Raw genomic sequence first — 24203 nt, forward strand, 5'->3', positions numbered from 1 at the left:
TGTCGGTGGCCGGGCTTAGGCTGGAGCCTGCGAAGAGGAAAGAAGCCGGATGAAGACCACCAGCGGCCGATCGTCATCGACCCGAACCACCCCGTTCCGAGCATCATCGCGCCGCTCGACCGGGTCGCAGAGCATCACTGCCCTGCCGGACTCCCCCGAGCAGGAACGCGCCCAGCGCCTCTCGAAGTACGTGTGGCAGATGGTCGTCCGTGTCGTCTGCTTCGTGGGGGCCGTGCTCGTCTACACGATCTGGCACTCCTGGCTCGCGGTCATCCCGATCGTCCTCGCCGCCGTGATCCCCTGGGTCGCGGTCATCGTCGCGAACGCCGGCAGCCGCACCGAGAACGAGGTCGTCCGGCCCGCGGGAGCGATCGAGCTCTACGACGCCGTCGACCCCCGCCTCCGTGAGCAGCAGGAGGACGCTCGGGCGCAGGCGTACCGCGACGAGCAAGAGCGTCTGCGCGAGGCTGCCCAGCACGCGCAGGAAGAGTGGCAACGCAACGGCGATCGGTCCCGTGTCTGGCCGGGCCGGAACGGCGGCCGCCGCTGATGGGTGCGACGTTCGACCTCTTCACCGAACCCGGCTCGACGCCGGTGTGCTCCCGCGCGGGCTGCTCGTCGACCGCCGAGTGGCGGGTGAACTGGCGCAACCCGCGCATCCACGCGATCGACCGCGTGAAGATCTGGGCGGCGTGCGAAGAGCACCGTGACTTCCTCGCCGACTACCTGCGCTCCCGCTCGTTCCCCGTGCGGGTCACGGGCATGCACGAGGACGTCGACCGCCTCGACGACCTGCGCGACCCGGCCGACGCCCCGAAGAACGACGTCGGTGTGCGTGCTGCCGGGGAGCGCCGGTGAGCTTCGACCCCGCTTCCCGGTACGGCCGTCGGCACGCGCAGAAGGTCGCGCGCGCCTCGGCTCGGGGCGGGTCGACCCCTGCTCCGCGCGACGAGCCGGACCGGGTCGACCGCGAACCCGACGAGCCCTTCGTCGGGTGGCGCTTCGTGCGCAGCCGACGGTGGCTCGGGTACTTCGCCATCGCGGTCGCGTTCGCGATCGTCTGCGCGCTGTTCGGCATGTGGCAGTGGGACCGCCGGAACGAGGCCGTCCGCCAGAACGAACAGGTCGCGCAGAACTACGACCACACGCCGGTCCCGGTGACCGAGGCCCTGCCGACGGCGTCGAGCTGGGACGACTCGCAGGAGTGGCTCCGGGTCAGCGTCACCGGCCGGTACGACGTCGCCGACCAGCTCCTCGTGCGCAACCGCGTGCACAACGGCCAGCCGGGCTTCGAGGTCCTCACGCCCCTCGTCACCGCGGACGGCCGCGCGTTCGTCGTCGACCGCGGCTGGGTGCCGACCGGCAACGCCCAGGACGCCCCCGACCACGTCCCCGCACCCCCGTCCGGTCAGGTCACGGTGACCGCTCGGCTGCAGCAGAGCGAGCCGCGGATCCCGGGCCGCACCGACCCGGCGCACACCGACCAGGTGCAGTCGGTCACACTCGCCGACGTCGCCGCGAAGGTCGACGCCCCCATCTGGACGGGTGCGTACGGTCAGCTCGCCGCCGAGTCCCCCGCGCCCACCGAGGCGAGGCCGCTCGGCTGGGACCGGCCGACGGCGGACACCGGCCTGCACCTCAGCTACTTCATCCAGTGGTTCCTCTTCGCCGCGGGCGGCTTCGGGTTCCTGGCCTACGTGATGGTGCAGGAGTACCGGAACCTCAACCAGGACGATCCTGACGAGCGCGAGCGCGCCCTCGAGCGGCAGCGCCGCAAGGACGCCAAGCCGAAGTCCGACGCCGAGGTCGAGGACGAGCTGCTGACCCGCTGAGCGGCGCGCGCCTGACGAGCACGCGCCACGCCAGCTCGACGAGCACGCGCCACGCCAGCTCGATGAGCGCGCGTCACGCCAGTTCGACGAGGCGCGCTACGCCAGCTCGATGAGCTCGGCGTAGTCCTTGTTCCAGTGGTCCTCGGTACCGTCCGGCAGCAGCAGGACGCGCTCCGGGTTGAGCGCCTCGACCGCGCCGGCGTCGTGCGACACCAGGACGACCGCACCTTCGTAGCCGGCCAGGGCGCCGAGGATCTCCTCACGCGACGCCGGGTCGAGGTTGTTCGTCGGCTCGTCGAGGAGGAGGACGTTCGCACCCGAGACGACGATCATCGCCAGCGAGAGCCGGGTCTTCTCGCCACCGGAGAGCACGCCGGCCTTCTTGTAGCCGTCGTCACCCGTGAAGAGGAACGACCCGAGGACACGGCGGGCCTCGGTCTCGGTGAGGTTCGGCGACGCGGACACCATGTTCTCGATCACCGAGCGGTTCACGTCGATGTTCTCGTGCTCCTGCGCGTAGTAGCCGATCCGCAGACCGTGGCCCGGCAGGATCTCGCCGGTGTCCGGCTGGTCGGCGCCCGCGAGGATCCGCAGGAGCGTGGTCTTGCCGGCGCCGTTGAAGCCGAGGATGACGACGCGCGAGCCGCGGTCGATCGCCAGGTCGAGTCCGGCGAAGATCTCCAGCGACCCGTACGACTTCGACAGACCCTCGGCCATGAGCGGCGTGCGACCACAGGCGACCGGCGTCGGGAAGCGCAGCTTCGCGACGCGGTCCACGGCGCGCTCGTCCTCGAGTCCGGCGAGGAGCTTCTCGGCACGCGCGACCATCTGGTGGGCAGCGGCGGCCTTCGTGGCCTTGGCGCCGAAGCGGGCGGCCTGGTCCTTGAGGGTCGCGGCCTTCTTCTCGGCGTTCGCGCGCTCCTTGCGGCGGCGCTCCTCGTCGGCAGCACGCTGCCGCTGGTAGAGCCGCCACCCCATGTTGTAGACGTCGATCGTCTGGCGGTTCGCGTCGAGGTAGAACACCCGGTTGACGACCTCGTCCACGAGCTCGACGTCGTGGGAGATCACGATGACGCCGCCAGGGTAGGTCTTGAGGTGCTCGCGCAGCCAGATGATCGAGTCGGCGTCGAGGTGGTTGGTCGGCTCGTCGAGGATCATCGTCTCGGCGTCCGAGAACAGGATGCGTGCCAGCTCGATGCGACGACGCTGACCACCGGAGAGCGTCTTGAGCTGCTGGTCGAGGATGCGGTCCGGCAGCTTGAGGTTCGACGCGATCGACGCAGCCTCGGCCTCGGCCGCGTAGCCGCCCAGGGCGTTGAACTGGTCGTCGAGGCGGCTGTAGCGGCGCATCGCCTTCTCGGCGACCGACGCGTCCTCGCTCGCCATGTCGAGCGTGGCCTGCCGGATGCCCTCGACGAGCTCGCCGAGGCCGCGGGCGTCGAGGATGCGCTTGCGGGCGGTGTCCTCCGGATTGCCCGAGCGCGGGTCCTGCGGCAGGTAGCCGATCTCGCCGGACCGCTCGATCTTGCCGTCGGTCGGCTGCGTCTCCCCCGCCAGGGCCTTCGTCATCGTGGTCTTGCCGGCGCCGTTGCGCCCGACGAGGCCGATCTTGTCGCCCTTCTCCACACGGAAGGAGACGTTCTCCATGAGGAGGCGAGCGCCTACGCGGATCTCGAGGTCGTGCACGGCAAGCACTAGAGGACGTCCAATCAGTTGGTGATGTGCACAACGACGTGTGCGGGAGGTGCACCGCTACGCTGACGGGACCGATGGTCCCGAACGGGACCAGCAGTCCATTCTAGGAGAATCCATGACGAACGCCACCGGGTTCGCTCCCCGCGCAGTCCTCGCCGACCGGCTGCGCACCTCCGGCCTGTCCACCGACGCCGTTCTGGTGGCCGGCGGCGCGCTGTTCACCGCCGCCCTCGCCCAGCTCGAGGTGCCGATGTGGCCGGTGCCGATCACGGGGCAGACCCTGGCGGTCGTACTCGTCGGCGCCACGCTCGGCGCCCGCCGCGGCATGCTCTCGTTGCTGGTGTACGCGGTCGCGGGCCTCGCCGGCGCCCCCTTCTTCGCCGACATGCAGGGCGGCCTGCAGGCCCTGGCGACCCCGAGCTTCGGCTACGTCGTCGGCTTCGTCCCGGCCGCCGGCCTGGTCGGCTGGCTCGCGCGCCGGAACTGGGACCGCGGCGTCGGCCGTGCGACGGTCGCGATGCTGCTCGCCAGCGCCATCCCGTTCGTCACGGGCCTGCCCTGGCTCGCCGTCGTGCTCGGCCAGCTCGGCGCGCCGAACGACCTGCAGTCGGTGCTCGCCGCCGGCCTGTACCCGTTCGTCATCGGTGGGGTCGCCAAGGCCCTCATCGCCGCGGGCGTCCTGCCCCTGGCCTGGAAGCTCGTCGGCCGCCGCTGACACGCTCGACACGAAGGGCCCCGCACCGTCCGGTGCGGGGCCCTTCGTCGTTGCGGGGCGGCGCGGCGAGCGGCGCGGCGCGGCGAGCGGGCAGGACACGCCGCGGGCGTTCCGTCGAGCGGGCAGGACACGCCGCGGGTGTTCCGTCGAGCGGACAGAATGCGCCGCGTGTGTCCCGCGAGCGTGACGTACATCGCCCGCTCGGCGGGGCGTCGCGCACCCGCACCGACGACGGACGGGAGGCGCGGTGCCAGCTGGCACCGCGCCTCCCGTCAGTTCTCTGGTTGCGTCTAGATCGAGAACCCGAGCGCGCGCATCATCTCGCGCCCGTCGTCGGTGATCCGCTCCGGACCCCACGGCGGCATCCAGACCCAGTTGATGCGGAACGCGTCGACGATGCCGTCGAGCGCGTTCGCGGTGTCGCCCTCGATGACGTCCGTCAGCGGGCAGCCCGCGCTCGTCAGCGTCATGCTGATCACGAGGGCGTTGGCCTCGTCGTCCATCGCGAGGTCGTAGATGAGCCCGAGGTCGACGATGTTGACGCCGAGTTCCGGGTCCTGGACCTCCTTGAGGCCCTCGACGACCTCGTCGAACTTCTCCGGGGAGAGTGCGGTGATCATCAGTTGCCCGCCGCCGCTGCCTGCACGTAGCGGTCGTAGCCCTCGTTCTCGAGGCGCTCGGCGAGCTCCGGGCCGCCCTGCTCCGCGACCTTGCCCGCGACGAACACGTGCACGAAGTCCGGCTTGATGTAGCGGAGGATGCGCGTGTAGTGCGTGATGAGCAGCACGCCGAGGCCGGTGGCGCCCTTCGCGCGGTTCACGCCCTCGGACACGATCTTCAGCGCGTCGACGTCGAGGCCGGAGTCGGTCTCGTCGAGGACGGCGAACTTCGGCTTGAGGAGCTCGAGCTGCATGATCTCGTGGCGCTTCTTCTCGCCGCCGGAGAAGCCCTCGTTGACGTTGCGCTCGGCGAACGACGAGTCCATCTTGAGGTCGGCCATCGACTGGCGGAGGTCCTTGACCCAGCCGCGCAGGGCCGGGGCCTCGCCGTCGATCGCGGTCTTCGCAGTGCGGAGGAAGTTCGACACCGTGACGCCCGGGATCTCGACCGGGTACTGCATCGCGAGGAACATGCCGGCACGAGCGCGCTCGTCGACGCTCATCGCGAGGACGTCCTCGCCGTCGAGGGTGATCGAGCCGCCGGTGACGTTGTACCGCGGGTGGCCGGCGATCGTGTAGGCGAGGGTCGACTTGCCGGAGCCGTTCGGCCCCATGATCGCGTGGATCTCGCCCTCGTTGATGGTGAGGTCGACGCCCTTCAGGATCTCCTTCGTGCCCTGGTCGGTGTCGATCGAGACCTGCAGGTCACGGATTTCGAGAGTGGACATGTACGTTCCTTCGGTTGCAGCTGGTGTGCGGCGTCAGCCGCGCGGGAAGTGTGTGAGAGGCGTGCGACGGAGGTCAGTCGACCGCGACGGGATCGTGCACGTCGACGTAGACGTCGCCCTCGCGGACCTCGACCCGGAAGACCGGGACCGGCTCGTAGGCCGGGAAGTTCTGCGGCTTGCCGGTCGCCAACGAGAAGCGTGACCCGTGGGCCCAGCACTCCAACGTGTCGCCTTCGACGAACCCCTCGGCCAGGGAGATGTCCCCGTGCGTGCAGGTGTCACCGATGGCGTGTACGACGCCGGCGGAGTCCTTCACGATCGCCACGGCGGTGCCGTCGACGACCACGCGCATCGGGCTGTCGACCGCGATGTCCGACTCGGCGCAGACCTTCTCGGCCATCAGGCGTCCGCCTGCTCGACCTCGGGGTCCGCTGCGGTGATCACGGTGCGACCCTCGGCGAGTTCCTGCTCGACCGCCGCGATGAGCCGCTCCTCGAGCTCGGGCGCGCCGATCTTCTGGATGACCTCGACGAGGAAGCCGAGCACGACGAGCCGTCGCGCCTCTTCCTCGGGGATGCCGCGGGCCTGCAGGTAGAACAGCTGCTCGTCGTCGAAGCGACCGGTCGCGCTCGCGTGGCCGGCGCCCTCGATGTTGCCCGTCTCGATCTCGAGGTTCGGGATGCTGTCCGCACGGGTGCCGTCGGTCAGCACGAGGTTGCGGTTCTGCTCGTACGAGTCGGTGCCGTCGCCGTCGCGCCCGATGAGCACGTCGCCGATCCAGACCGTGTGCGCGCCCTCGCCCTGCAGCGCGCCCTTGTAGTTGACGCGGCCACGGGTGTTCGGGGCGTCGTGGTTCACGTACACCTGCTGCTCGATGTACTGCCCGGCGTCGGCGAAGTACACGCCGTACATCTCGGTGTCGGCGCCCTGGGCACCGAGGTGCGTCGAGGGGTTGACGCGCACGACGTCGCCGCCGAGCGACACCACGACGTGCTTGAGGAAGGCGTCGCGGCCGACCTCGGCGAACTGCGTCGACACGTGCACCGCGTCGTCGTCCCAGTCCTGCAGGCTGACGACCGTCAGACGAGCGCCGTCACGGACGACGATCTCGACGTTCTCGCTGAGCAGCGCCGAGCCGCGGTTGTCGAGCACGACGATGCCCTGCGCGTGCTGCTCGGCGGTGATGACCGTGTGCGCTGCGCGGGCCTGCGTGCCGAAGTCCGAGCGGGTGATGCTGATCGACTCGAACGACTCGGTCGCCTTGACCGTCACGGCGAGCACGGCGTCACGGGCGGTCCACGCCGCCGCCGACGCGCGGTCCTCGGGCAGACCGGCGGAGCCGACGCGCGGGTCGTCGCTGCGGCCCCACTCGACGTCGGCACCCTCGGTCTGTCGGGCGAGGAACGGGTACGGCGACCCGTCGAGCCCACCGTCGAGCAGCGGCCGGAGCTTGGCGAGGGGGGCGAACTTCCAGTTCACCTCGCGGCCGGTGACCGACGGGAACGCGTCGACGTCACCGGAGCGGAACCGTTCGGAACGGGTCTGCACGGGCACGGACGTGTCGCGCGCGTCCCATCCGCCGTCGGAGTGTGCACGGGCACCGTGCTGCTCGGTCCCCTGCTGGGCGGCGGCGGACGGCTCGACCGGCTGGTCGATGTGCGGCGCCGGGTCGGTCTGTGTCGGGTTGGTGCTGGTGTTCGACATCTAGCCGACGGATCCTTCCATGCTCATCTCGATGAGCTTGTTGAGTTCGAGCGCGTACTCCATCGGGAGCTCGCGGGCGATCGGCTCGATGAAGCCGCGGACGATCATGGCCATCGCCTCGTCCTCGGGCATGCCGCGGGACATCAGGTAGAACAGCTGCTCCTCGCTGACGCGGGAGACCGTGGCCTCGTGACCGAGCTGCACGTCGTCCACCCGGATGTCGATCGCCGGGTAGGTGTCGCTGCGGCTCACGGTGTCCACGAGCAGCGCGTCACAGCGGACGGTGTTCGCGGCGTGGTGGGCGTTCGGGTCGACGCGGACCTCGCCGCGGTAGCCGGCGCGGCCGCCGCCACGGGCGATCGACTTCGAGACGATCGACGACGTCGTGTACGGCGCCATGTGGATCATCTTCGCGCCCGCGTCCTGGTGCTGGCCCGGGCCGGCGAACGCCACCGACAGGGTCTCGCCCTTGGCGTGCTCACCGGCGAGGTAGATCGACGGGTACTTCATCGTGACCTTCGACCCGATGTTGCCGTCGATCCACTCCATCGTCGCCCCCTCGTGCGCGATGGCACGCTTGGTGACGAGGTTGTAGACGTTGTTCGACCAGTTCTGGATCGTCGTGTAGCGCACGCGGGCGTTCTTCTTCACGATGATCTCGACGACCGCGGAGTGCAGCGAGTCCGACTTGTAGATCGGCGCCGTGCAGCCCTCGATGTAGTGGACGTAGGAGTCCTCGTCCGCGATGATCAGCGTCCGCTCGAACTGGCCCATGTTCTCGGTGTTGATCCGGAAGTAGGCCTGCAGGGGGATCTCGACGTGGACGCCCTTCGGCACGTAGACGAACGAGCCGCCGGACCACACGGCCGTGTTCAGCGCGGCGAACTTGTTGTCGCCGGCCGGGATCACGGTGCCGAAGTACTCCTCGAAGATCTCGGGGTGCTCACGGAGCGCCGTGTCGGTGTCCATGAAGATGACGCCCTGCTGCTCCAGGTCCTCGCGGATCTGGTGGTAGACGACCTCGGACTCGTACTGCGCCGCGACGCCGGCGACGAGGCGCTGGCGCTCCGCCTCGGGGATGCCGAGCTTCTCGTAGGTCGCGCGGATGTCCTCGGGGAGGTCCTCCCACGACTGCGCCTGCTTCTCGGTGGAGCGGACGAAGTACTTGATGTTGTCGAAGTCGATCCCGGTGAGGTCGGCGCCCCACGTCGGCATCGGCTTGCGTCCGAAGAGCTGCAGGCCCTTGAGGCGGTTCTTGAGCATCCACTCGGGCTCGTTCTTGAGGTTCGAGATGTCGGTGACGACCTCTTCCGAGATGCCACGACGAGCCGAGGCGCCGGCGGAGTCCGAGTCGGACCAGCCGAACTCGTATTGGCCGAGCCCTTCGAGCTCGGGACGGTCGATGAGCACGTCGGACATGGTCTCCTCGTTTCCTTCTTCGCGGCAGCGTCTCCGGGTGCAACCCGTGGCGTCCGGACGCCATTCCACCGCAGACCCCCGACAGGGGGTTCGGCGGCGTTGCTGCCTCGCAACGTCGATGGTTCCACGCAGTCGCCGACGTGATCGGCGATCTCGGCCCATTCGGAGCCGGCGCCTGCCTAGACTTGACTGCTGCTGAACCCTCGAATCCTACAGGTTCACCGCACGGAACAACAGGAAGGCACCACCCTCGTGACTCGCGTCGGATCCCCCGTCGACCAGGACGTCCGGACCACGCGGTGGTGGTCCCTCCCCCGCGTCGTCGACCAGCGCGTCGTGGTGCTCGCCTGGGCGTCCTTCGTGGTCGAGGTCGTGCTCATCGGCACGGGCGGCCTCGTCCGGCTCACGGCGTCCGGGCTGGGCTGCCCGACGTGGCCGAAGTGCACGGCCGACTCCCTCGTCTCGACGCCCGAGATGGGCGTCCACGGCGTCATCGAGTTCGGGAACCGGCTGCTCACGTTCGTGCTCGTCGTCGTCGCGATCGCCACCTTCCTCGCGGTCGTGCGCCTGCGCCGCACCCGCCCGGAGCTGTTCTGGCTGGCCTTCGCGCAGGGCGCGGCGATCCCGGTGCAGGCGGTCATCGGGGGCATGAGCGTCGTGACGAACCTCAACCCGTTCGTCGTCGGTCTGCACTTCGTGGTCTCCGCCGCGCTGACCGCGGTCACCGCGACCCTCGTGTACCGAGCCATGAACGGTCCGCGCACGGCGGACAGGCTCGTCCCCCGCTGGTACACCGGCGTCGTGCGCGGCACCGTCGCCGCGGTCGTCGTGACCGTGCTCGTCGGCATCCTCACCACCGGCAGCGGCCCGCACGCCGGCGCCGACGAGGCCGTGGACGGCGGCCGACTGCACCGCACCGGCTTCGACCCGGCGGTCATGGAGCACCTGCACGCCGTGCCCGCGTACGTCCTCTTCGCCCTCACCCTGGTGCTCGTCGTCGGGGCAGTGCGCCTGCGCTCGTCGAGCCGGTGGGCGCTGCTGCTCCTCGTGGTCGAGTTCGTGCAGATCGCCGTCGGCCTGACCCAGGCGCGCACGGGCCTGCCGGTCGGACTCGTCGGCACGCACATGGTCCTGGCCGGCCTGCTGGTCGGCGCGGTGACGGTCGTCGTGCTCTCGACCCGCGGGAGCGCCGGCCGCACGGCTCCGCGCGAGGCCCTGCGCGCCTGACGTCCCCAGCTGACGGGCCCCGCTCGGGTCGCCCCGTCCGCATCAACACCCCACGCGTCGATCGACGCGTGGGGTGTCGCTCGTTGCGCACACATCCGGTGCGTGCGCATCGTTCGACGATGTGCGCGTCGATCGACCGGTGCGCCGTCGGTCGATGCACACGCGAGCATCGCGCCGCCGGACGGCGCAGACGCAACCGTCCCGCGGTCGCGGTGACCGACCGCCGGACTGGAGGCGCGGGGCGGGCCGGCACCGCGCCTCCAGACCGGTGGACGGTCGCCCTGCAACGACGAAGGCCGTCGGCGGACCGGCGGCCTGTCCGTCGTGCGGCTACGACGAGAAGGTGAAGACCTGCGGGAGCAGCGGGTCGATCCCCACGGCGATGAACAGCAGCGTCAGGTACGTGATCGAGCTGTGGAAGACGCGCATGGGCTGGACGTGCTCGACGTGCTGGATGGCCCGCGAGTACAGCCGGTGGGACTCGACCACGAACCAGATGCCGCCGGCGAGGGCCACCACCGTGTAGAGCGGCCCCATGTGCGCCACCGGGATGAGCAGCAACGAGCAGACCAGCGTGGCCCAGGCGTAGAGGACGACCTGCAGCCCGACGACGGTCCGACCGCGGACGACCGCGAGCATCGGGACGTCGGCGGCGTCGTAGTCGTCGCGGTACTTCATCGACAGCGGCCAGTAGTGCGGTGGCGTCCAGAGGAAGATGACCATGAAGAGGATGACCGGCGCCCAGGTCAGCGAGCCGGTGACGCCCGCCCAGCCGATCAGCACCGGCATGCAGCCCGCGCTGCCGCCCCACACGATGTTCTGCGGCGTGCGGCGCTTGAGCCACAGCGTGTAGACGCACACGTAGATGAGGATCGCGACGACGCTCAGTGCGGCGGCGAGCCAGTTCACGAGGAAGCCGAGGACCGCCGTGGACAGGACGGCGAGGACCCACGAGAAGACCAGGGCCTCGCGGTCGGACAGCTCACCGGTCACGAGCGGGCGTGTGCTGGTCCGCTTCATGAGCCGGTCGATGTCGCGGTCGATGTAGCAGTTGAACGCCGACGCGGAGCCCGCGGACATCGCGCCACCGAGCATCGTCCAGAAGACGAGCCAGAGGTCCGGCACCCCGCGCTCCGCGAGGAACATCGTCGGCGCGGTGGTGACGAGCAGGAGCTCCATCACGCGCGGCTTCGTCAGCGAGACGTACGCACGGACCTTGCGGGACAGTGGCGATCGGGGTCGATCGGTGTCGGGCCTGGTCACGGTGGCAGTCGGCAAGGGAACCTCAGTCTGTTCGCGTCAGCTCGCACACTCGGTGGACGGCTCCGTCGTCGTCGGGGCGTGCGTCGACCCGGAATGCACACGGGTCCTCGACAGTTTAGGCCATCACGGCGCCGCGACGATGCCCCGCCCGCCATCCGGACCGAACTCGTCGCGTCCCGCCGTCCGTGCGGGAGCCCCGCGACAAGTCGACACGCCCGGCCGGTCGCCCTCCACAGCAGTCGCCCGAGCATCGCTCGTGCACAACCGTCGTCACCTGGACCCCTTCTGAGTGCTCGGTCACTATGCTGGACATGCCCTCCCGCAGTGCGTGCCCCGATGACGTCGGCCGCCAACGAGCCGGTCGGCCGCCGCATGTCGGCGACACGACGAACGGTCCCGGGACGGCGATCATGTCCGTGCGATGGCACGAGCCCTCGCACATGTCGCATCAAGAAGGGTCAACATCCAAGTGGCTGAATTCACCTGGGACGCCATCGACAGGAAGGCCGTCGACACGGCCCGCGTACTCGCCGCCGACTCGGTCGAGGCCGCCGGCAACGGTCACCCCGGCACCGCGATGAGCCTCGCGCCGGTCGCCCACCTGCTCTTCCAGAAGGTGATGCGTCGCGACCCCAGCGACTCCACCTGGATCGGCCGCGACCGCTTCATCCTCTCCGCGGGTCACGCCTCGATCCTGCAGTACGTGCAGTTCTACCTGCACGGCTACGGCCTCGAGATCGACGACCTGCAGCACCTCCGCAAGTGGGGCTCGAAGACCCCGGGTCACCCGGAGTACGGCCACACCGACGGTGTCGAGATCACCACCGGCCCGCTCGGCCAGGGCCTCGCCTCGGCGGTCGGCTTCGGCTACGCGCAGCGCTTCGAGCGCGGCCTGTTCGACCCGGAGACCGCCGACGGCGAGTCGCCGTTCGACCACTTCACCTACGTGATCGCCGGTGACGGCGACATGCAGGAGGGCGTCACGAACGAGGCCGCCAGCCTCGCCGGCCGCCAGCAGCTCGGTCGCCTGGTCGTCTTCTACGACTCGAACCAGATCTCGATCGAGGACGACACCGACATCGCGTTCTCCGAGGACGTCGCCGCGCGCTACGAGGCGCTCGGCTGGCACGTCCAGCACGTCGACTGGAAGAAGACCGGCGAGTACTCCGAGGACGTCGAGGAGCTGCACCGCGCGGTCGAGGCCGCCAAGGCCGAGTCGTCCAAGCCGTCGCTCATCGTCCTCAAGACGATCATCGGCTGGCCGTCTCCGACCAAGCAGAACTCCGGCAAGATCCACGGCTCGGCGCTCGGCGCCGACGAGCTGAAGGGCCTCAAGGAGGTCCTCGGCTTCGACCCGGAGAAGACCTTCGAGGTCGACCCCGAGGTGCTCGAGTACACCCGCGGCGCGGTCGCCAAGGGCCAGGAGCAGCACGCCGAGTGGCAGAAGACCTTCGACGCGTGGGCCGCGGCCAACCCGGAGAAGAAGGCGATGCTCGACCGCATCAACGCCGGCGAGCTCCCCGAGGGCCTCGAGGAGGCGCTGCCGGTCTTCCCGACCGACAAGGACGTCTCGACCCGCGCCGCCTCCGGCAAGGTCATCAACGCCATCGCGCCGCTCATGCCCGAGTTCTGGGGCGGTTCGGCGGACCTCGCCGAGTCGAACCTCACCACGATCGAGGGCGCGAAGTCCTTCGGTCCGGCCGAGGCCTCGACGAAGACCTGGAGCACCGACCCGTACGGCCGCGTGCTGCACTTCGGCATCCGCGAGCACGCGATGGGTTCGATCCTCAACGGCATCGTCCTGCACGGGAACACCCGCCCCTTCGGTGGCACGTTCCTCATCTTCAGCGACTACATGCGTCCGGCGGTCCGTCTCGCCGCGCTCATGAAGGCGCCGGCGATCTACGTCTGGACCCACGACTCCATCGCCCTCGGCGAGGACGGCCCGACGCACCAGCCGATCGAGCAGGTCACCGCGCTCCGTGCGATCCCGGGTCTCGACGTCGTCCGTCCGGCCGACGCCAACGAGGTCTCCTACGCCTGGCTCGAGATGCTCAAGCACAAGGACCGCCCGGCCGGCATCGCGCTGAGCCGTCAGAACCTGCCAGTGTTCGAGCGTGGCGAGGGCGACGCCTCCGGTGACACCTTCGCTTCCGCGAAGAACGTCGCCAAGGGCGCGTACGTGCTGGCCGAGGCGCCGAACGGCACCCCGGACGTCATCCTCGTCGCGACCGGTTCCGAGGTCCAGATCGCGGTGGACGCCCGCGAGCAGCTCAAGGGCGAGGGCATCAACGCCCGCGTCGTGAGCGCGCCGTCGCTCGAGTGGTTCTTCGAGCAGTCCGAGTCCTACCGCGAGCAGGTCCTGCCGAAGGCCGTCACCGCGCGCGTCTCGGTCGAGGCCGGCATCGCCATGAGCTGGCGCGACATCGTCGGCGACAAGGGCCGCAGCGTCTCGATCGAGCACTTCGGTGCCTCGGCCGACTACCAGACGCTGTTCAAGGAGTTCGGCTTCACGACGGAGCACGTCGTGGCCGCTGCCAAGGAATCGATCGCAGCTTCCTGACCCATCGGGGCCGGGTCCGGTACGCCGGACCCGGCCCCGCTGCCGGGAGGCGCGGTGCCTCTCGGCCCCGCGCCTCCCGGCCCACAGACCACGACACCACGGCACCGATCGCGGCATCCGCGCCGGGCCGGTCGACGAAAGAAGAAGAGAAACACATGGCTGACAACACCCCCACCGCCGCCCTCTCCGCGGTCGGCGTGAGCATCTGGCTCGACGACCTGTCGCGCGAGCTGCTCGAGACCGGCAAGCTGACCGAGCTCATCGAGCAGAAGAACGTCGTCGGTGTCACCACCAACCCGACGATCTTCGCCTCGGCCCTCGCCAAGGGCGAGCGCTACGACGCGCAGGTCAAGGAGCTCGCCGCCGCGGGCACCGACGTCACCGCCGCGATCTTCGAGATCACCACGCAGGACGTCGCCAACGCGTCGGACGTCTTCAAGCCGATCTACGACGAGACCAAGGGCTTCGACGGCCGCGTCTCGATCGAGGTCGAGCCGGGCCTCGCCCACGACACCGCGAAGACCATCGAGCAGGCCAAGTTCCTGTTCGAGAAGGTCGGCCGCGAGAACGTCCTCATCAAGATCCCGGCGACCGTCGAGGGCCTCGAGGCGATCACCGAGGTCATCGGCGCCGGCATCTCCGTCAACGTGACCCTGATCTTCTCGCTCGAGCGTTACCGCGCCGTCATCGACGCCTACCTCGGTGGCCTCGAGAAGGCCAAGGCCGCCGGCCACGACCTCTCGAAGATCCACTCGGTCGCGTCGTTCTTCGTGTCGCGCGTCGACTCCGAGATCGACAAGCGTCTCGACGCCGTCGGTACCGGCGAGGCCAAGGCCCTCAAGTCGAAGGCCGGCATCGCCAACGCGCAGCTCGCCTACCAGGTCTGGACCGAGGCGTTCGCGACCGAGCGTGCCCTGGGCCTGCTCGAGTCCGGCGCCAACACGCAGCGTCCGCTGTGGGCCTCGACCGGTGTCAAGGACCCGTCGCTGCCCGACACCCTGTACGTGACCGAGCTCGCCGCACCGAGCACGGTCAACACCATGCCGGGCAAGACGCTCGACGCCACGTTCGACCACGGCGAGATCCACGGCGACGCCATCGCCGGCTCGTTCGAGGGCGCGCAGCAGGTCATGGACCAGATCGCCGCCGCCGGCGTGGACTACGACGAGGTCGTCGCCCTGCTCGAGAAGGAGGGTGTCGACAAGTTCAACGTATCCTGGGGCGAGCTCGTCGACACGGTGAAGACCGCGCTCGAGAACGCGAAGTAAGTGACCGTCTCCATCGCCGCGAGCGGCGACGCTGCCCGGGCCGTCGAGACGGTCGTCCCGGGCCTCGTCGCCGACCTGGTCGCCTCCGGCATCACCGCGCAGGACCCCGAACTCTGGGGCCCGGCGGCTGAGGCCGAGGCGGCGAAGCGCCTGGGCTGGGTGGAGGCCGTCTCGGTCTCCACCCCGCTCGTCGCGGAGATCACCGCCCTGCGTGAGCAGCTCCGTGCCGACGGGGTCGACCACGTCGTCCTCGCCGGCATGGGCGGCTCCTCACTCGCACCGGAGGTGATCACCCGCACGTACGGCGTCCCGCTGACGGTCCTCGACTCGACGGACCCGGCGCAGGTCCGGGCGGCGGTGGAGCACGGCCTCGAGCGCACCGTGCTCGTGGTCTCGTCGAAGTCGGGCTCGACCCTCGAGACCGACTCGCAGCGACGCGTCTACGAGCAGGCGTTCCGCGATGCCGGCATCGACCCGGCGAAGCGCATCGTCGTCGTCACCGACCCGGGCTCCCCGCTCGAGGCCGAGGCGACAGCGTCCGGCTACCGCGTCTTCACCGCCGACCCGAACGTCGGCGGCCGCTACTCGGCGCTCACCGCCTTCGGTCTCGTGCCGTCCGGTCTGGCCGGTGCGGACGTGCAGGAGCTCCTCGACGAGGCCGACGCCATCTCGGCCCTGCTCGCCGTCGACACCGACGAGAACCCCGGGCTCGTGCTCGGTGCGGTCCTCGGCGGGACCGAGCCCCTCCGGGACAAGATCGCGATCGTGCCGGACGGCACCCACATCGTCGGCTTCGGCGACTGGGTGGAGCAGCTCATCGCGGAGTCGACCGGCAAGGACGGCCGCGGCCTGCTGCCCGTCGTCCTCGACGCCGACTCCCCCGAGGTCTCGGCCGGACTGGCCGACGTCCAGGTGATCCGACTCGTCGGGTCCCGCGACGACGAACGCCACGTCGAGCCGGGCGAGGTCGAGATCGCCGGCACGCTCGGCGGCCAGCTCCTCGTGTGGGAGTACGCCGTCGCCGTCGCCGGCCGCCTGCTCGGCATCGACCCGTTCGACCAGCCCGACGTCGAAGCCGCCAAGGTCGCGGCGCGGGCGCTGCTCGAGGACCGTCCGGAGCCGCAGGCTCCCGCCTTCGTCGAGGACGGCATCGCCGTGCACGCGACCCCGGGACTGACGGTCGGCACCACGATCGCGGACGCCGTGTCGCGCCTCCTGGCCGAGGTCGGCCCGAACGGCTACCTCGCCGTGCAGGCCTACGTGGACCGCACCGCGGACACCGGGCTCGCGACGCTGCGCGACGCCCTCGCCGCCCGCGCCGAGCGCCCCGTGACGTTCGGCTACGGCCCACGGTTCCTGCACTCGACCGGGCAGTACCACAAGGGCGGACCCGCGAACGGCGTCTTCCTGCAGATCGTGGCGGACGAGCCCGAGGACCTCGCGGTCCCGGGGCGGCCGTTCACCTTCGGTCAACTCATGCAGGCCCAGGCGGCCGGCGACGCGAGCGTGCTCGCGGAGCACGGGCGCCCGGTCCTGACCCTCACGACGTCGGACGTCGCCGCTGTCACCGCAGCCCTGCGCTCCGCCGTCTCCCTCTAAGACTCTCGAAGGAGTTCACCGACCCATGTCACCGGTGGCGATCACCCCGGAGCACAATCCGCTCCGGTTGCCGACGGACCGTCGACTGAACCGGATCGCGGGACCCAGCACCCTCATCATCTTCGGTGTGACGGGTGACCTGTCCCGCAAGAAGCTGATGCCCGCGGTCTACGACCTCGCGAACCGGGGGCTCCTGCCCCCGGGGTTCGCCCTCGTCGGTTTCGCCCGACGCGACTGGGAGGACCAAGACTTCTCCCAGCTCGTGCACGACGCCGTCAAGGAGCACTCCCGCACCCCGTTCGACGAGGACGTGTGGCGTCAGCTCGAACAGGGCATCCGCTTCGTCCAGGGATCGTTCGACGACCCGGAGGCGTTCCGTGAGCTCAAGCGCACGGTCGACGACCTCGATGCCGAGCGCGGCACCCTGGGCAACCACGCCTTCTACCTCTCCATCCCGCCGAAGATGTTCCCGGTCGTCACCGAGCAGCTGAAGCTGTCCGGGCTGACCGAGAAGCGCGAGGGCTCGTGGAGCCGCGTGGTGGTCGAGAAGCCCTTCGGCTCCGACCTCCGCACCGCGCGCGAGCTGAACGCCATCGTCGAGAGCGTCTTCGCTCCCGACGACGTGTTCCGCATCGACCACTACCTCGGCAAGGAGACCGTCCAGAACCTCCTGACGCTCCGGTTCGCGAACCAGATGTACGAACCCATCTGGAACTCGAACTACGTCGACCACGTGCAGATCACGATGGCCGAGGACATCGGCGTCGCCGGTCGTGCCGCGTACTACGACGGCATCGGCGCGGCTCGCGACGTCATCCAGAACCACCTGCTGCAGCTCCTCGCGCTCACCGCGATGGAGGAGCCGGTCTCGTTCAAGGCGTCGGACCTCCGCGCCGAGAAGGAGAAGGTCCTCTCCGCCGTCCGGCTCCCGGACGACCTCGCGACCGCCACCGCGCGCGGGCAGTACGCCGGCGGCTGGCAGGGCGGCGAGAAGGTGCTCGGCTTCCTCGACGAAGCGGGCATGAACCCCGAGTCCGGCACCGAGACGTACGCGGCCATCAAGCTCGACATCGCCACGCGGCGCTGGCAGGGCGTGCCGTTCTACCTCCGCGCCGGCAAGCGTCTCGGTCGCCGCGTGACCGAGATCGCCATCGTGTTCAAGCGCGTCCCCGAGGACGTCTACGGCAACACGCAGTCGCCGCTCGGTCAGAACGCACTCGTCATCCGCGTGCAGCCGGACGAGGGCGTCACGCTCCGCTTCGGCTCGAAGGTGCCGGGCGTCGGCACGCAGGTGCGCGACGTCACGATGGACTTCGGCTACGGCCACGCGTTCACCGAAGCATCGCCGGAGGCGTACGAGCGACTCATCCTCGACGTGCTCCTCGGCGACCCGCCGCTGTTCCCCCGTCACCAAGAGGTGGAACTGTCGTGGAAGATCCTCGACCCGATCGAGGAGTTCTGGGCCACGCAGGGCCAGCCCGAGCAGTACCGTCCCGGCACGTGGGGTCCGGCGTCCGCCGATGCCCTGCTCGCCCGTGACGGCCGGACCTGGAGGCGTCCATGAAGATCGACATGCCGAACACCACGGTCTCGAAGATCCAGAAGAAGCTCGTCCACATCCGCGAGGAAGGTGGCGCCGTCGCCCTCGGGCGCGTCCTCACCCTCATCATCTCGACGGCCCTCGGCCACGAGGAAGAGGCGATCGAGGCTGCGAACGAGGCCTCGCGCGAGCACCCGATGCGCGTGATCATCGTGTCGAAGAACGCCGGGGACACGAAGTCGCCCGGCCGCCTCGACGCGCAGATCCGCGTCGGCAGCGACGCGGGCGCCAGCGAGGTCATCGTCCTCCGCGCGTACGGCGAGACCGCGACCGACGAGGAGAGCCTGGTCACGGGCCTCCTCCTGCCGGACGCGCCCGTCGTGGCGTGGTGGCCCCAGACCGCACCGGACCAGCCCTCGGCATCCGCCCTCGGACGGATCGCCCAGCGCCGGATCACCGACGCTGCCGCGCAGAAGGACCCGAACGGTGCCATCGAGGCGCTCGGACGGAGCTACGTCCCCGGCGACACCGACTTCGCCTGGACACGGCTGACGCTCTGGCGGAATCAGCTCGCCGCGGCGCTCGACCAGCCGCCGTACGAGCCGATCACCGCAGTCGAGGTCTCCGGTGCCTCCGACAGCCCGTCGACGATCCTGCTGGCAGCCTGGCTGCAACTGCGACTCGAGGTGCCCGTCTCGGTCACCACGTCGCCGCGTGCGACCGGCTCGAGCGGCATCCACGGCGTCACGCTCGTCCGCGAGTCCGGCACCGTCGAACTCGAGCGCTCCCTCGTGGACGTCGCGACGCTCTCGATGCCCGGACAGCCGACGCACGACCTGTCGCTGCCGCGCCGCAACCTGCGTGACTGCCTGGCCGAGGAACTCCGTAGACTCGACCCGGACGTCCTCTTCGGAGACGTCGTCAAGCACGGGGTGCCCCAGCTGCGCGAGTCGATCGCCGGCTGATCGCCCCACACGGTCAGGACGTCCGGTCGTCGCCAGCCCCGCGCGGGCGACGACCGGACCACCGACCGGACCGAAGGCGGTCGCACCGGTCGGCCGCCATGAACACGGGAGTCACGTGACCAACGAACGGCGGGTGCTGGTGCACCCGGACAAGCAGGCCCTCGGCGCATCGGTCGCCGCACGCTTCATCACGAAGATCATCGACGTGCTCGACGAGCAGGAGCGAGCGGACATCGCGATCAGCGGTGGGTCCGTGTCCTCGCTGGTCCTCGCCGCGATCGGTCAGTCCCCGGCGCGCGAGAGCGTCGACTGGTCGAAGGTGCACGTGTGGTGGGTCGACGAGCGCTGGGTGCCCGCGGGCGACGCCGACCGCAACATCACCGGGACGCAGACCGACTTCTTCGACCACGTCGACATCCCCGAGTCGAACATCCACCCGATCGCGGCGTCGGACGCCGGCATCTCGATCGAGGACGCCGCGACGCAGTACGAACGCGAGCTGCAGGACGCCGCTCCCGAGGGCGCCGTCGCACCGCGCTTCGACATCACGCTCCTCGGCGTCGGCCCCGACGGCCACACCGCGTCGCTCTTCCCGGAGTTCCCGCAGCTCTCGGTCACCGACCGCGCCGTGCTCGCCGTCGACGACTCCCCCAAGCCGCCGCCGCAGCGCCTCACGCTGACCTACCCGGTCATCAACGCGTCGCAGCGTGTCTGGGTGATCCTGTCCGGTGCCGAGAAGGCGTCGGTGCTCGGTCTGGCTCTCGCCGGTGCCTCCGTGGACGAAGTCCCCGTCGGCGGCGTGCAGGGTCGGAAGCGCACGGTCTTCTTCGTCGACCAGGACGCCGCACGCGACGTGCCGGAGAACCTCATCGCATCGACGTACTGACGTCGCGACGCACGGACGGGAGGCGCGGTGCCGGTCGGCACCGCGCCTCCCGTCCGTGTCGGCGCAGGTTCCAGCGCTGAGAACGAGCGTCGCCGACGCGTGCCGAACGTGCACGACATGCCGCGCGCGTCTGCCGTGCGGGCCGGATCGGGCCCGATCGGCGCCGCCCGGCGACGGGAGTCGCCCGCCCGGCGACTGCGCCCGGGCGTGCCGCCGCGCTCCGGTCGCACGACCCGCGGCGCCGAGCGGAGTCGCGCGGCAGGTCGTGCGACGAGCACCCAGCCCGCCGAACCGACCCGCCTCCGACCCACGCCCGCACGACGGAGGCCCCCGCACCACGTGGTGCGGGGGCCTCCGGACGTCGGACGACGTCGACTACTTCGCGGTACCGCGGCGCTCCCGGAGCTGCTGCAGCGCGTCCTCGAGGAGCTGCGCGGCCTCTTCCTCGGTCCGGCGCTCCTTCACGTACGCGAGGTGCGTCTTGTAGGGCTCGGTCTTCGCGACCACCGGAGGGTTCTCCTTGTCGCGCCCGGCCGGGAGCCCGCTCGACGGCGAGTCGACCGTCTCGGGGATCTCCTCGTCGGGGAGGTTCGCGGCGAAGTACCGCACGACCTCGTTGCCGAGGGCGTCCCAGTACGAGATCGCCACACGCTCTGCCTGGACCCCGCGGTCCTGCTCCCCCATGGGGCCTGCGCCTACGCGCGACCCTCGAATCGCACTGCCTCCGCTTGCCATTGGATCAGCTCCCCGCCGTGAACTTGTTGATGAGACCGAGCACGATGATGGACACGATCCAGACCAGACCGAGGATCACCGTGATGCGGTTGAGGTTGCGCTCGGCGACGCCGGACGCCCCGAGGTTGCTCGTCACGCCGCCGCCGAACATGTCGGAGAGGCCGCCACCGCGGCCCTTGTGCAGCAGGATGAGGAGCGTGAGCAGGAGGCTCGTGATCGCGAGCAGGACCTGCAGCACGACGGAGAGAATCGCCACGACGTACCTTTCGTGTCAGTCAGCCTTGCAAGTGTACCGGGCCGCCGAAGCGACCGGGGCCACCGGCTCGGGCGTGGCCCGCGAGCACCGCGGGCCGGACGTGGCTCAGGCCGGTCACGCGGACGCGACCGGCCTGAGCGGGTGGATCAGAGTCCGACGTGCTGGCGGAAGCGCGCGATGGCCGCGAACTCCTGCACGTCGAGCGAGGCGCCACCGACGAGCGCGCCGTCGATGTCGGGCTCGCGGAGGAAGCCGGCGATGTTGCCCGACTTCACCGAGCCGCCGTAGAGCACGCGCGTGGCGGCAGCGACCTCGTCGCCCCACGCCGCGGCGATCGCGCGGCGGAGGGCGGCGCAGTCGTCCTGCGCCTGCTCGGACGTGGCGGCCTGGCCGGAGCCGATGGCCCAGACCGGCTCGTACGCCACGACGATCTCGGACGGCTTCACCGCGTCGAGGACGACCCGGAGCTGCTCGACCGGGACGACTCCCGCTCCGCGCTGTTCGCGCTCCTCGCCGGTCTCACCGACGCAGACCACCGGCACGATGCCGTGCTTGACGGCGGCAGCGGTCTTCGCGGCGACGACCTCGTCGGTCTCACCGTGCATCGTGCGACGCTCGGAGTGTCCGACGATGACGTACTGCGCGTCGAGCGCGGCGAGGAAGGCCCCCGAGACGTCACCGGTGTAGGCACCGGAGTCGTACTGCGAGAGGTCCTGGGCGCCGAACCGGATCGACAGCTTGTCTGCCGAGATGAGCGTCTGCACGCTGCGGAGGTCGGTGAAGGGCGGGAACACCGCGACCTCGACGTCGTCGTGGTCGTGGCGGGCGTCCTTCAACGTCCACGCGAGCTTCTGGACGGTCGCGATCGCCTGCAGGTGATCGAGGTTCATCTTCCAGTTGCCGGCGATGAACGGCGTGCGGGTCATCGGGACCACCCCAGCGCTTCGAGACCGGGCAGCGACTTGCCCTCGAGGAACTCGAGGCTCGCACCGCCGCCGGTCGAGATGTGCCCGAACCGGTCGTCCGAGAACCCGAGCGACCGGACGGCCGCCGCGGAGTCGCCGCCACCGACCACGCCGAGGCCGTCGACCTCGGTCAGGGCCTGCGCGACGGTCTTCGTGCCGGCCGCGAACGCCGGGAACTCGAACACGCCCATCGGGCCGTTCCAGAACACCGTCTTCGAGCCGGACACCGCCGCGGCGAACCGCTCGGCGGTCTCCGGGCCGATGTCGAGCCCGATGCCGTCTGCGCCGAACGAGGAGGACTCGATGGCGTCTGCCGCCACCGTCTCGTGGTCGGCGTCCGCAGCGAACCCGGAGGCCACCACGACGTCGGTCGGCAGGTCGATCGTCACGCCGAGTTCGTCGGCCTTCGCCAGGTAGGCGCGGACGGTGTCGAGCTGGTCCTGCTCGAGCAGCGACTTCGCCACCCCGTGGCCCTGGGCCGCGAGGAAGGTGAAGAGCATGCCGCCGCCGATGCAGAGCGTGTCGACCTGCGGGAGCAGGTGCTCGATGACGCCGAGCTTGTCACTGACCTTCGATCCACCGAGCACGACCGTGTACGGCCGTTCCGGGGTGGCGGTGAGCCGCTCGAGCACGCGGAGCTCGGACTCGATGAGCGAGCCGGCAGCGCTGGGGAGCGCGGCGGCGAGCTCGTAGACCGAGGCCTGCTTGCGGTGCACGACACCGAAGCCGTCCGACACGAACGCGTCGCCGAGGGCGGCGATCCGTTCGGCGAACTGCCCGCGCGAGGCAGCGTCCTTCGAGGTCTCCTCCGGGTTGAACCGGAGGTTCTCGAGCAGCAGGACGTCGCCGTCCTCGAGGGCCTCGGCCGCAGCGGTGGCCTCGTCGCCGACGGTCTCGCCGACGAACGTGACCTCCTTGCCGAGCAGCTCGGAGAGGCGCTGCCCCACGGGGGCGAGCGAGTACTCCGGTGCCGGCGACCCGTCGGGCCGACCGAGGTGCGAGATCACGATGACCCGCGCGCCGGCGTTCACCAGGGTGTTCAGCGTGCCCAGCGACGCCCGCACGCGGCCGTCGTCCGTGATCCGACCGTCCTTGAGCGGGACGTTCAGGTCGCAGCGGACGATGACACGCTTGCCGGCGAGGTCGCCGAGGTCCTCGAGGGTGCGCAGGCTCATGCCGAGAGTCGCTCGCCCACGTACTCGGTCAGGTCGACGAGGCGGTTCGAGTAGCCCCACTCGTTGTCGTACCACGAGGTGATCTTGACGAGCTTGCCGATGACCTTGGTCAGACCGGAGTCGTAGATCGAGGAGTGCGGGTCGGTCGTGATGTCGGTCGACACCAGCGGGTCCTCGCTGTAGAGCAGGATGCCCTTGAGCGGCCCCTCGGCGGCCTCCTTGTAGGCGGCGTTGATCTCGTCCACCGTGACCTCGGACGAGGTCTCGAGGGTGAGGTCGGTGATCGAACCGGTCGGCACCGGCACGCGCAGGGCGTAGCCGTCGAGCTTGCCGGCGAGCTCGGGCATGACGAGGCCGATGGCCTTCGCCGCACCGGTCGAGGTCGGGACGATGTTCAGGGCGGCGGCGCGGGCACGACGCGGGTCCTTGTGCGGGCCGTCCTGCAGGTTCTGGTCGGCGGTGTAGGCGTGCACCGTCGTCATGAGGCCACGCTCGATGCCGAACTTGTCGTGGAACACCTTGGCGAGCGGCGCGAGGCTGTTCGTGGTGCAGGACGCGTTCGAGATGATGTTGTGGTTCTCGGGGTCGTACTGGTCCTCGTTCACGCCGAGGACGATGGTGACGTCGTCACCCGTCGCCGGGGCGGAGATGATGACCTTCTTGGCACCGGCGTCGATGTGCTTCTGCGCATCGGCGGCCTTGGTGAAGAAACCGGTCGACTCGATGACGATGTCGACGCCCAGCTCGCCCCACGGGAGGTTGGCGGGGTCGCGCTCCGCCAGGACCTTGATCGGCTTGCCGTCGACGACGATGCTGTCGCCGTCGAGCTCGACGGACACACCGAGACGACCCGTGATGGAGTCGAACTTCAGCAGGTTCGCGAGGGCCGCGTTGTCGGTGAGGTCGTTCACCGCCACGATCTCGAGGTCGGAGCCCTTCGCGAGGGCGGCCCGGAAGAAGTTACGGCCGATGCGGCCGAAGCCGTTGATGCCGATCTTGACGGTCAATG

At 70.0% G+C, this 24203-nt stretch carries 23 protein-coding genes; 11 read left to right on the forward strand and 12 right to left on the reverse strand.

The window, feature by feature from the left end; genetic code table 11:
• Positions 1-49: 49 nt before the first annotated feature.
• Genes ACY3FI_RS08515 through ACY3FI_RS08525 form a run of 3 tightly spaced genes read left to right on the forward strand, consistent with a single transcriptional unit; the run spans position 50 to position 1832 of the window.
• Positions 50-550, forward strand: coding sequence for a DUF3099 domain-containing protein (locus tag ACY3FI_RS08515; RefSeq protein WP_462547108.1), 501 nt, complete (start codon positions 50-52; stop codon positions 548-550).
• Entirely contained in the window at positions 550-858 is a 309-nt protein-coding gene (locus tag ACY3FI_RS08520; RefSeq protein ID WP_462547109.1) for a hypothetical protein, read from the forward strand. Before ACY3FI_RS08515 ends, ACY3FI_RS08520 begins: the two co-directional genes overlap by 1 nt.
• Positions 855-1832 carry an SURF1 family cytochrome oxidase biogenesis protein gene (locus ACY3FI_RS08525; protein WP_462547110.1) on the forward strand — a complete coding sequence of 326 codons (978 nt, stop codon included), beginning with the start codon at positions 855-857 and terminating at the stop codon, positions 1830-1832. The genes ACY3FI_RS08520 and ACY3FI_RS08525 overlap by 4 nt, the downstream gene beginning before the upstream one ends.
• Before the next feature lie 96 nt (positions 1833-1928).
• Here the strand turns inward: ACY3FI_RS08525 and ACY3FI_RS08530 are convergent, their stop codons facing one another.
• Entirely contained in the window at positions 1929-3527 is a 1599-nt protein-coding gene (locus ACY3FI_RS08530) for an ABC-F family ATP-binding cassette domain-containing protein (RefSeq protein ID WP_462547111.1), read from the reverse strand.
• Positions 3528-3642: 115 nt separating this feature from the next.
• Between ACY3FI_RS08530 and ACY3FI_RS08535 the strand changes: the two genes are divergently transcribed.
• The gene (locus ACY3FI_RS08535; RefSeq protein WP_462547112.1) at positions 3643-4242 is read left to right on the forward strand and encodes a biotin transporter BioY; all 600 of its coding nucleotides are present in this window, start codon (positions 3643-3645) and stop codon (positions 4240-4242) included.
• A 290-nt stretch (positions 4243-4532) separates the two neighbouring features.
• On the opposite strand, the gene ACY3FI_RS08540 is transcribed toward ACY3FI_RS08535, so the two are convergent.
• From ACY3FI_RS08540 to sufB, 5 genes are all read right to left on the reverse strand, one after another.
• Positions 4533-4862, reverse strand: a complete 330-nt coding sequence (locus tag ACY3FI_RS08540; protein ID WP_022902786.1) for a metal-sulfur cluster assembly factor — start codon at positions 4860-4862, stop codon at positions 4533-4535.
• A complete protein-coding gene (sufC, locus tag ACY3FI_RS08545; protein ID WP_462547113.1) occupies positions 4862-5629 on the reverse strand; it encodes a Fe-S cluster assembly ATPase SufC in 768 nt (255 codons plus the stop codon). The genes ACY3FI_RS08540 and sufC overlap by 1 nt, the downstream gene beginning before the upstream one ends.
• A gap of 73 nt (positions 5630-5702) precedes the next feature.
• Positions 5703-6029 carry a non-heme iron oxygenase ferredoxin subunit gene (locus ACY3FI_RS08550; RefSeq protein WP_462547114.1) on the reverse strand — a complete coding sequence of 109 codons (327 nt, stop codon included), beginning with the start codon at positions 6027-6029 and terminating at the stop codon, positions 5703-5705.
• Positions 6029-7333 carry a Fe-S cluster assembly protein SufD gene (sufD, locus tag ACY3FI_RS08555; RefSeq protein WP_462547115.1) on the reverse strand — a complete coding sequence of 435 codons (1305 nt, stop codon included), beginning with the start codon at positions 7331-7333 and terminating at the stop codon, positions 6029-6031. The genes ACY3FI_RS08550 and sufD overlap by 1 nt, the downstream gene beginning before the upstream one ends.
• The gene (gene sufB / locus ACY3FI_RS08560) at positions 7334-8752 is read right to left on the reverse strand and encodes a Fe-S cluster assembly protein SufB (protein ID WP_462547116.1); all 1419 of its coding nucleotides are present in this window, start codon (positions 8750-8752) and stop codon (positions 7334-7336) included.
• Positions 8753-9004: 252 nt separating this feature from the next.
• Here sufB and ACY3FI_RS08565 point away from each other — a divergent pair, with 252 nt between their 5' ends.
• Positions 9005-9979 (forward strand): COX15/CtaA family protein, encoded by a 975-nt coding sequence (locus ACY3FI_RS08565; RefSeq protein WP_462547117.1) that lies wholly within the window; start codon positions 9005-9007, stop codon positions 9977-9979.
• 330 nt (positions 9980-10309) lie between these two features.
• Here ACY3FI_RS08565 and ACY3FI_RS08570 read toward each other — a convergent pair whose 3' ends face one another.
• Complete coding sequence (locus ACY3FI_RS08570) at positions 10310-11242, reverse strand: heme o synthase (RefSeq protein ID WP_462547118.1); 933 nt, start codon at positions 11240-11242, stop codon at positions 10310-10312.
• Between the two features lie 469 nt (positions 11243-11711).
• On the opposite strand from ACY3FI_RS08570, the gene tkt reads away from it, so the two are divergent.
• The 6 genes from tkt (at position 11712) to pgl (ending at position 20063) form a co-directional block, all read left to right on the forward strand.
• Entirely contained in the window at positions 11712-13805 is a 2094-nt protein-coding gene (tkt, locus tag ACY3FI_RS08575) for a transketolase (protein ID WP_462547119.1), read from the forward strand.
• A gap of 155 nt (positions 13806-13960) precedes the next feature.
• Complete coding sequence (gene tal / locus ACY3FI_RS08580; protein ID WP_462547120.1) at positions 13961-15073, forward strand: transaldolase; 1113 nt, start codon at positions 13961-13963, stop codon at positions 15071-15073.
• Entirely contained in the window at positions 15074-16672 is a 1599-nt protein-coding gene (locus ACY3FI_RS08585; protein WP_462547121.1) for a phosphoglucose isomerase-related protein, read from the forward strand.
• Between the two features lie 25 nt (positions 16673-16697).
• The gene (zwf, locus tag ACY3FI_RS08590) at positions 16698-18236 is read left to right on the forward strand and encodes a glucose-6-phosphate dehydrogenase (RefSeq protein WP_462547122.1); all 1539 of its coding nucleotides are present in this window, start codon (positions 16698-16700) and stop codon (positions 18234-18236) included.
• On the forward strand, positions 18233-19177 hold the full coding sequence (locus ACY3FI_RS08595) for a glucose-6-phosphate dehydrogenase assembly protein OpcA (RefSeq protein WP_462547123.1): 945 nt from the start codon (positions 18233-18235) through the stop codon (positions 19175-19177). The genes zwf and ACY3FI_RS08595 overlap by 4 nt, the downstream gene beginning before the upstream one ends.
• Before the next feature lie 115 nt (positions 19178-19292).
• Positions 19293-20063 (forward strand): 6-phosphogluconolactonase, encoded by a 771-nt coding sequence (gene pgl, locus ACY3FI_RS08600; protein ID WP_462547124.1) that lies wholly within the window; start codon positions 19293-19295, stop codon positions 20061-20063.
• Between the two features lie 375 nt (positions 20064-20438).
• Here pgl and ACY3FI_RS08605 read toward each other — a convergent pair whose 3' ends face one another.
• From ACY3FI_RS08605 to gap, 5 genes are all read right to left on the reverse strand, one after another.
• Positions 20439-20798: an RNA polymerase-binding protein RbpA gene (locus ACY3FI_RS08605; RefSeq protein WP_462547125.1), complete on the reverse strand. Its 360-nt coding sequence runs from the start codon at positions 20796-20798 to the stop codon at positions 20439-20441.
• A gap of 4 nt (positions 20799-20802) precedes the next feature.
• Entirely contained in the window at positions 20803-21054 is a 252-nt protein-coding gene (gene secG / locus ACY3FI_RS08610; RefSeq protein WP_058727797.1) for a preprotein translocase subunit SecG, read from the reverse strand.
• Between the two features lie 146 nt (positions 21055-21200).
• Complete coding sequence (tpiA, locus tag ACY3FI_RS08615) at positions 21201-21980, reverse strand: triose-phosphate isomerase (protein ID WP_462547126.1); 780 nt, start codon at positions 21978-21980, stop codon at positions 21201-21203.
• Positions 21977-23194: a phosphoglycerate kinase gene (locus tag ACY3FI_RS08620; protein ID WP_462547127.1), complete on the reverse strand. Its 1218-nt coding sequence runs from the start codon at positions 23192-23194 to the stop codon at positions 21977-21979. Before ACY3FI_RS08620 ends, tpiA begins: the two co-directional genes overlap by 4 nt.
• Positions 23191-24201: a type I glyceraldehyde-3-phosphate dehydrogenase gene (gene gap, locus ACY3FI_RS08625; protein WP_058749583.1), complete on the reverse strand. Its 1011-nt coding sequence runs from the start codon at positions 24199-24201 to the stop codon at positions 23191-23193. Before gap ends, ACY3FI_RS08620 begins: the two co-directional genes overlap by 4 nt.
• Positions 24202-24203 lie beyond the last annotated feature (2 nt).

It is taken from the genome of Curtobacterium sp. RM9 (assembly GCF_054956955.1).